Origin of the sequence: Arthrobacter sp. NPDC093125 (assembly GCF_044754225.1) — a bacterium.
Lineage (GTDB): Bacteria > Actinomycetota > Actinomycetes > Actinomycetales > Micrococcaceae > Arthrobacter.
The window spans coordinates 146,849-154,280 of sequence record NZ_JBIVOQ010000008.1; the positions used below are offsets into that span (position 1 = coordinate 146,849).

Annotated in this window: 6 protein-coding genes and 1 pseudogene; 3 read left to right on the forward strand and 4 right to left on the reverse strand. The window is 64.4% G+C overall.

All coding sequences use genetic code 11. The features are described 5' to 3' along the window. Positions 1–312 (reverse strand): annotated as a pseudogene (locus ACIP9X_RS15615) (hypothetical protein); the annotation flags it as partial. An 84-nt stretch (positions 313–396) separates the two neighbouring features. Here ACIP9X_RS15615 and ACIP9X_RS15620 point away from each other — a divergent pair. Beyond that, positions 397–1,080 (forward strand): response regulator transcription factor, encoded by a 684-nt coding sequence (locus ACIP9X_RS15620; protein WP_400480657.1) that lies wholly within the window; start codon positions 397–399, stop codon positions 1,078–1,080. Positions 1,081–1,103: 23 nt separating this feature from the next. Further along, positions 1,104–2,492: an ATP-binding protein gene (locus ACIP9X_RS15625; RefSeq protein WP_400480658.1), complete on the forward strand. Its 1,389-nt coding sequence runs from the start codon at positions 1,104–1,106 to the stop codon at positions 2,490–2,492. Positions 2,493–2,511: 19 nt separating this feature from the next. Here the strand turns inward: ACIP9X_RS15625 and ACIP9X_RS15630 are convergent, their stop codons facing one another. The 3 genes from ACIP9X_RS15630 to ACIP9X_RS15640 all read right to left on the reverse strand — a co-directional run bounded on the left by ACIP9X_RS15630 (position 2,512) and on the right by ACIP9X_RS15640 (position 6,164). Continuing rightward, entirely contained in the window at positions 2,512–3,315 is an 804-nt protein-coding gene (locus ACIP9X_RS15630; protein WP_400480659.1) for an IclR family transcriptional regulator, read from the reverse strand. Positions 3,316–3,405: 90 nt separating this feature from the next. After that, complete coding sequence (locus ACIP9X_RS15635; RefSeq protein WP_400480660.1) at positions 3,406–4,662, reverse strand: aminopeptidase P family protein; 1,257 nt, start codon at positions 4,660–4,662, stop codon at positions 3,406–3,408. 95 nt (positions 4,663–4,757) lie between these two features. Continuing rightward, positions 4,758–6,164, reverse strand: a complete 1,407-nt coding sequence (locus ACIP9X_RS15640) for an MFS transporter (protein WP_400480661.1) — start codon at positions 6,162–6,164, stop codon at positions 4,758–4,760. Between the two features lie 439 nt (positions 6,165–6,603). Here ACIP9X_RS15640 and ACIP9X_RS15645 point away from each other — a divergent pair. Next, a partial coding sequence (locus ACIP9X_RS15645; protein WP_400480662.1) for an alcohol dehydrogenase catalytic domain-containing protein occupies positions 6,604–7,432 on the forward strand: 829 nt, incomplete at its 3' end.

Here is a 7,432-nt window from a genome sequence, read left to right on the forward strand (position 1 = left end):
GGGTTCGGGTGTTGCACGGAGGCCGCCCTTGTCGTCACCGGCTTCGTGTATCGACAACGGCGTGGATGAGGGCGACGGCGATGCCGTCCGATTCGTACGCGTTGTCGCGGCCGCCGTCGTATCCGGGCTGCTGGCCGCCGCCGGAACGGCGGCAGGAGTACTGGTGGCCGAGCCGTCCGGAAGGAGGACGCTGGCGTTGCCGGTGGTCCCGGTTGAGGAATTGTTCAGGGTCTGGGTGTTCACGGCGAGGGCGGTGGATCCCGTGACGAGAATCCCTGCAATTGATAGGGCCAAGGCTGATCGTGTTCTCATGCCCTAACTGTAGGAACCCGACGGAAAGGATAGGTGCAACGGAAATCCAAGGATTGTCCAAGATTGGTGGCGCAATAATCAGGTATGCAAATCCTGGTTGTTGAAGATGATGAATCAGTGGGCGCCGGCGTCCTGGAAGGATTGGCGCGGGCAGGTTTCCAGGCCAGCCATGTAGCGGACGGCGCGGGTGCACTTGCCGAAGTACGCGCCTCCGGTCCCGATTTCATCCTCCTGGATTTGGGGTTGCCGGACATGGACGGGACAGACCTTTGCCGTGCCATCCGTGCCTTGACCACGACCCCGATCATTGTTGTCAGCGCCCGCGACGAGGAAATTGACCGCGTACTGGCTCTGGAGCTGGGCGCCGACGATTATCTGGTCAAGCCTTTCGGAATGCGCGAACTCGTAGCCAGGATCAGGGCGGTGGCACGGCGCTCGGAGGACCACGGCGGGGACGGCCAGGCTGCTTCCGGAAGCACCCGGCAGATCGGCCCGCTCAGCATTGACCAGCGATCCCGGCGCGTGCTCGTGGACGGCGCGGAAATCCACATGACGGTCAAGGAGTTTGAGCTCCTCTACTACCTGGCCGAAGACCCCGGAGCCGTATGCCCGAGAAGCGACATTCTGCGCGCCGTCTGGAACGGCAACTGGTACGGAACCACGAAGACGCTGGACGCCCATGTGGCGGCCATCCGCAAGAAGCTCGGGGACCCCCGCTGGATCGAGGCTGTCCGCGGGGTCGGATTCAGGCTGGACGTCCCTGGATGAGATGGCGGCTTATTTCCGCATTCATGGTCATCACCCTCCTGGTGGTGCTGGTCCAGGACATCCCGCTGGGGAATTACCTGGTCCGGGTGGAACGGGACCGCCTCACCACGTCCCTCGAGCGGGATGCATTTCTCCTTGGCGGGAGGGCCAGGCAACTGCTGGAGAGCGGCGCCGGAACCCCCGCCGGCGTCGATGATGTCGTGCGCGAATACAGGCAGGCGAGCGGAGCGCGGGTGGTGATTGTCAACACTGCAGGCACCGCCGTGGCCACGTCCGACGACGACCAGTCCGCCACCGGATCCCCGTACCTGTCCCGCCCCGAAATCGCCGCCGCACTTACAGGCCAGATCAATTCCGGCCAGCGGCACTCCGAGACCTTGGGATTTGATTTGCTCTACGTGACCGTCCCCGTCCTCAGCGGCGACAAAATCACCGGGGCAGTCCGTCTCACCTACCCGGCCTCGGAGGTAACCGACCGGGTCTCGGGGCAATTGACGGTGCTGTGGACCGTCGCTGGGACCACGGTCCTCCTCGCGGGCATGCTGGCCTACCTCATGGCGGGTGCTGTCACCCGGAGGATCAAGAGGCTGCAGAAAGCCACGGAGGTCCTGGCCGGGGGTGATCTCTCCGCCCGGACCGAAGAGGACGAAGGTGCCCCGGAACTGCGTGCCCTGGCCCGCTCGTTCAACCGCATGGCCGACAGGCTGGAACATCTGCTGCAGCAGCAAAAGGGCTTCGCCAGTGACGCCTCACACCAGCTCCGCACGCCACTGACCGGCCTTCGGCTCCAGCTGGAAAATGCTGCCGACTCCATCGGGAGCGATCCGGACGGTGCGCGGATCATGGTGGCAGACTCCCTGGAGGAGACCTACCGCCTCCAGCGGATTATCGACGGACTGTTGCTCCTCAGCAGGGCGGACAGCCGCAAAGTGGCCCTTGCCAGCGTGGACCTGGCCGCCGTTGCATCGAACCGGGCGGAGCAGTGGGAGGCGCTCGCGGAGGAAAGCGGGGTCCGGATCGCGCTGGATGCACCTGCCCAGGCGCAGATCAAGGCAATGCCGGGGGCGGCGGAACAGATCATCGACAACCTGATCGACAACGCCCTGGCGGTGGCTCCTCCCGGATCGCTGGTGCGCCTGGAGGTGTCGCGGCCGGAGAACGACGGCAGGATCGAGCTCCACATTCTGGATGAAGGCCCCGGACTCTCCGCCGAGGACTGCCAGCGGGCCTTCAACCGGTTCTGGCGGGGCCAGGCAAGCACCGAGGGAAGCGGCTTGGGCCTGGCCATTGTGCAGCAGCTCGCCGAGGCCAGCGGAGCCACGGCGTCCCTGGCACCCAGGGCTCCGGGGCCTCTTAAAGATGGTGCAGGACTTGATGCCTGCGTGACGTTCCGGGCCGCGGGCCACGGATAGATTCAGCGGCAGTGGCGCCCTACTCCGGCGCGGCCCCGCCAAGCCGGGAAGTGACCCGGCGGGCCGCTGCCATGCAGGATTCGCCCAGGCTCTGCAGCGTCTCCGGGGAGACCCGGAAGCGGGGAGCCGGGATGAGGACCGCGGCAACAACATCGCCGCGGTGGTCATAGACCGGGGCGGCCACGCCCACCTCATCGAGTGAGGATTCGCCGTAGTTGATGGCCCAGCCGCGCTGGGCGGCCTCCTTGAGACGGACGAGATAGTCCTCCAGGCCGGTCTCGTCGAGTCCCGGATAGGTGACCGCCCCGCTGCGCAGCAATGTCCGCACCCGTTCAGGGGACTCGGTGGCGAGGAAGACCTGCACGGAAGCGCTGAGCGCGTCATGGTAGCGGGCGCCAAGGGGTGTTGAATGCTTGATCTGGTGATGGCTCGCGATTTGCTCGACGCACATCGACTCCGAGCCGTTCCACACCATCAGCGCACTGGTTTCGCCGGTCTGCTCTGCGAGTTCACGGAGCACAGGGTAGGCGACGCGCCGTTCCTCGAGTTCGGCGAGCAGCGGGCCGGCCACAGCGATAAGACCCAGGCCGAGCCGGAACCGCCGTGTTTCGGGATCGCGTTCCACCAGGCGCTCCTGCTCGAACGTGGCCAGGATCCGGGAAACGGTGCTCTTGTGCAGCCCCACCCGGTTGGCGATCTCCGTGACGCCGAGCAGCGGCTCGTCCGCGGTGAATGTCCGCAGGACGGCAATGGCATTGACGATGACGGACGTGCCTTTGGAGTCGCCGTTGCCGGTGACTTCAGGAGATTCTGCTGGGCTCATGGTGGTAACCATCATTCCCTAATAGGACGCAGAAGTGGCGCCACCTTCGCTGTGGCGCCACTTCCGGTCAGTGCTGCGGGACGGTTAAGGTCAGGCCCCGATGATGTTGTATTCGGGCCCGAACGGGAACTTCGTGATGTTCTCTGCGCCGTCTTCGCCGACCACCAGGATGTCGTGCTCGCGGTATCCGCCTGCGCCCGGCTGCCCGTCCATGACGGTGATCATCGGCTCCATGGAGACCACCATTCCCGGTTCGAGCACGGTGTCGATGTCCTCGCGGAGCTCCAGCCCGGCCTCCCGGCCGTAGTAGTGGCTGAGGACACCGAAGGAGTGTCCGTAGCCGAACGTGCGGTTGGCCAGCAGGCCGTGGCTGATGTAGATCTCGTTCAGTTCCGCCGCGATGTCCTTGCAGACCGCACCGGGCTTGATCAGCTCCAGGCCCCTCTTGTGGACCTCCACGTTGATGTTCCACAGCTCAAGGGAACGGGCATCGGGTTCGCCGTAGAACAGGGTCCGTTCCAGCGCCGTGTAGTAGCCGGAGGTCATCGGGAAGCAGTTCAGGGACAGGATGTCGTGTTCCTGGATCTTGCGGGTGGTGGCCCAGTTGTGTGCGCCGTCGGTGTTGATCCCGGACTGGAACCACACCCAGGTGTCCCGGATTTCTGAGTCCGGGAACGTACGGGCAATCTCGTGGACCATGGCTTCGGTCCCGATCAGTGCAACCTCGTATTCCGTGATGCCCGCGGTAATGGCGTTGCGGATGGCTTCGCCGCCCAGGTCGCCGATGCGTGCACCGTGCTTGATGACCTCGATCTCCTCCGCGGACTTGATCATGCGCTGGCGCATGGCGGCTTTGGAGACGTCCACCAGCGTTGCAGATTCAAAGGCAGCCTGGATCTTGTTGCGGTTCTCCAGCGGCAGGGAGTCGTCTTCGACGCCGAGACGGCGGACCGGGATGCCGCGGGTGCGCAGCACCTCCTGGATACCGTGGATGAAGTTGTCCCGGCGCCAGTCCGTGTAGACGAGGTTCTCGCCGTAGCTGCGGCGCCAGGGCATCCCGGCGTCGATGTTCGCGGTGACGGTGACCGTGTCCTCCTTGGTGACCACCATGGCGTACGAGCGGCCGAAGTAGGTGAACAGGAAGTCGGAGTAGTACTTGATGGAGTGGTAGCTGGTGAGGACGACGGCGTCCAGGCTCTTCTCGGCCATGATGCCGCGCAGGCCTGCCAGGCGGCGCTCGAACTCGGCGTCGGAGAACGTGAGCTTTACCTTGTCGCCGTTGTTCAAAACCTTGAGGCGGTCAAGCTTGGCGACGTCGTTGACGGCTTCGTTTTCGGTGATGGTCATGGTTGTACCTTTCGTTAGGGCAGCTGCCATCCGGGCGGCTGCTGGTCTTTGGTGGAAAATCAGGTAAATCCGGGACTTGGAACTGTGCGGACGGCTCAGTCGTGCACGAGCGGCTTCTTGGAGGTCTCGGCGGCAAACAGGACGGCGACCAGCGAGACGACGGATGCCGCCACGAGGTACCAGCCGGGCGCAAGTTTGCTCTGCGTCATTCCGATGAGCAGCGTCGCCATGAAGGGGGCCGTGCCGCCGAAGAGGGCGTTGGAGAGATTGAAACTGACTGCGAAGCCGCTGTAGCGGACACGGGTGGGGAAGAGCTCGGCCAGGAAGCTGGGGAGCGTGCCGTCGTTGAGGGTCAGCATGCCGCCCAGCAGGATCTGGATCAGGACGATGACCAGGAAGTTGCCCGTGTCCAGGAGCATGAAGGCCGGCACGGTCAGCAGGATGAAGAGCACCGATGCCGTGATCAGCATGCGCTTGCGGCCGAATCTGTCCGACGCGATGCCGGTCAGGAAGATGAAGCCGATGTAGCTTGCCAGGGCGATGGTGGTGGCCAGGAAGGATTCCGTGGCACCGAAGCCGAGTTCCTCCGAGAGGTACGTGGGCATGTAGCTGAGGATGACGTAGAAGCCGACGGCGTTGAGCAGGACGGCGCCCGCGGCAATGATCAGCTGCCTGCGGTGGGTCTTGAACATCGCGAAGAGGGGTGCCTTGGCCGTGTGGTCTTCCGCTTCCAGCGCCCGGAACGCAGGCGTATCTTCGAGCTTGGTCCGGATGTAGCGGCCGATCAGGCCCATGGGCGCTGCCAGCAGGAACGGTAGCCGCCAGCCCCACTCGTGCAGTTCCTCTGCGGTGAGCACGCTGCTGAGCAGCGCGGCGATCAGGGAACCGAGCAGCAGTCCCGCGGCGGTGCTGGCCGGTACGACGGCGGCATAGAGTCCGCGCTTGTTCGACGGCGCATACTCCACCAGGAAGGCGGACGCACCGGCGTATTCACCGGCGGCGGAGAAGCCCTGCACGATGCGGACCAGCAGGAGCAGGATCGGCGCCAGCAGTCCGATGGTTGCGTAGCCGGGGATCAGCGCGATGCAGAACGTTGAAACGGACATGATGACGATGGAAAGCGACAGTGCTTTCCGCCGGCCGAGGCGGTCTCCGATGTGGCCCCAGACAAATCCGCCGAGGGGGCGGATGAAGAAGGAAACGGCAAAGACACCGAAGGTCGCGAGCAAGGCAGTCTGCCGGTCGGCCTCGGGGAAGAAGACCGAAGAGATGGTTGCCGCCAGGTAGCCGTAGACCGCGTAGTCGAACCATTCGACAAAGTTGCCGATAAAGCTGGCAGTGACGACGCGCCGTCGCGTGTCCCTGCTGACGCCGCTGCCGGCCTGCTCGAGGCTGTGGCCGTTCACCGGGCTGCCTCCGGAGAATGTCCCGTCATGTCCGCCATTGGACTCCGGGCCAGACACTCCTTCAAGAGCAGCGGGGGAGGAAGTTTCGTTACTCATAGATCCACCAAGTAGTTTGGGGTTGCAGTGAGTGCAACGCTGTTGCACCAGAGTATGCGTGACCGGAGCCATAGTCAATGCCTTTTTTCCGGGCACTCGGGAAAGGTAAATGGCCGAAAGCGGAGTTGCTCGGCCTTCTAGCCCGGTCCGGGCGAGCGCGAAGGTCTGTTGCTGTCAGAGATATGCTGTTGCAGCAGGTGGAGAAAAAAGCGGCTGCCTGTGCCCACGGGGCCGGAGTGTGTCGCGCCTGCGACATCTGTTGACACTCGAAAGTGACGACTGTCATATTTACAGGTACGCGCTATGTGCATCGTGTTGTGTAATACGCAATTGCCGATGTGGTGCAGGATTGGGGATCTTGTACCCCAACGCATCAGCTAGATTGGCAGAGGTGCTGTGGCCAACGGGTCCCCGGACTCTTGAAAGGAACGCGAAAGTTATGGTTCATAAAGTCAAGGCAGTCGTTGCGCTGGAGAAGGACGCTCCGGTGTCGTTGGAGACGATTCTGGTGCCGGATCCGGGGCCGGGTGAGGCTTTGGTGGATGTCCTGACGTGCGGGGTGTGCCACACGGACCTGCATTACAAGCAGGGCGGTATCGGTGATGATTTCCCGTACCTGCTGGGCCATGAGGCTACCGGCGTGGTCTCCGCCGTCGGGGAGGGCGTCACGGAGGTCGCTGTCGGTGACCGGGTGATCCTGAACTGGCGCGCGGTGTGCGGGCAGTGCCGGGCGTGCGCGAAGGGCCAGCCGCAGTACTGCTTCAACACCGCCAACGCCACCCAGAAGATGACCCTGGAGGACGGCACCGTGCTCTCCCCGGCGTTGGGGATCGGGGCGTTCGCGGAGAAGACCCTGGTCGCGGCCGGGCAGTGCACCAAGGTCGATGAGGACGCGGACCCGGCCGCTGTGGGGCTGCTGGGGTGCGGTGTGATGGCCGGCATCGGCGCGGCGATCAACACCGGTGAGATCAAGCGCGGGGAATCGGTGGCCGTGATCGGCTGCGGCGGTGTCGGCATCGCCGCGATCGCCGGCGCCAAGCTCGCCGGGGCCACGACGATCATCGCCGTGGACATCGATGAGAACAAGATCCAGATGGCCAAAAACCTGGGCGCGACCCACGGTGTGAACTCCCGCACCTCTGACCCGGTCGAGGCGATCCGGGACCTGACGGGCGGCAACGGCGCCGACGTCGTGATCGAGGCCGTCGGGCGCCCGGAGACGTACAAGCAGGCCTTCTACGCCCGCGACCTCGCCGGACGGGTGGTCC

Excerpts from the sequence above, each read along its gene's own strand:
- ACIP9X_RS15620 (WP_400480657.1), top strand. The coding sequence starts at position 397 with ATGCAAATCCTGGTTGTTGAAGATGATGAATCAGTGGGCGCCGGCGTC.
- ACIP9X_RS15625 (WP_400480658.1), top strand. The coding sequence starts at position 1,104 with ATGGTCATCACCCTCCTGGTGGTGCTGGTCCAGGACATCCCGCTGGGG.
- ACIP9X_RS15630 (WP_400480659.1), bottom strand. The coding sequence starts at position 3,315 with ATGAGCCCAGCAGAATCTCCTGAAGTCACCGGCAACGGCGACTCCAAA.
- ACIP9X_RS15635 (WP_400480660.1), bottom strand. The coding sequence starts at position 4,662 with ATGACCATCACCGAAAACGAAGCCGTCAACGACGTCGCCAAGCTTGAC.
- ACIP9X_RS15640 (WP_400480661.1), bottom strand. The coding sequence starts at position 6,164 with ATGAGTAACGAAACTTCCTCCCCCGCTGCTCTTGAAGGAGTGTCTGGC.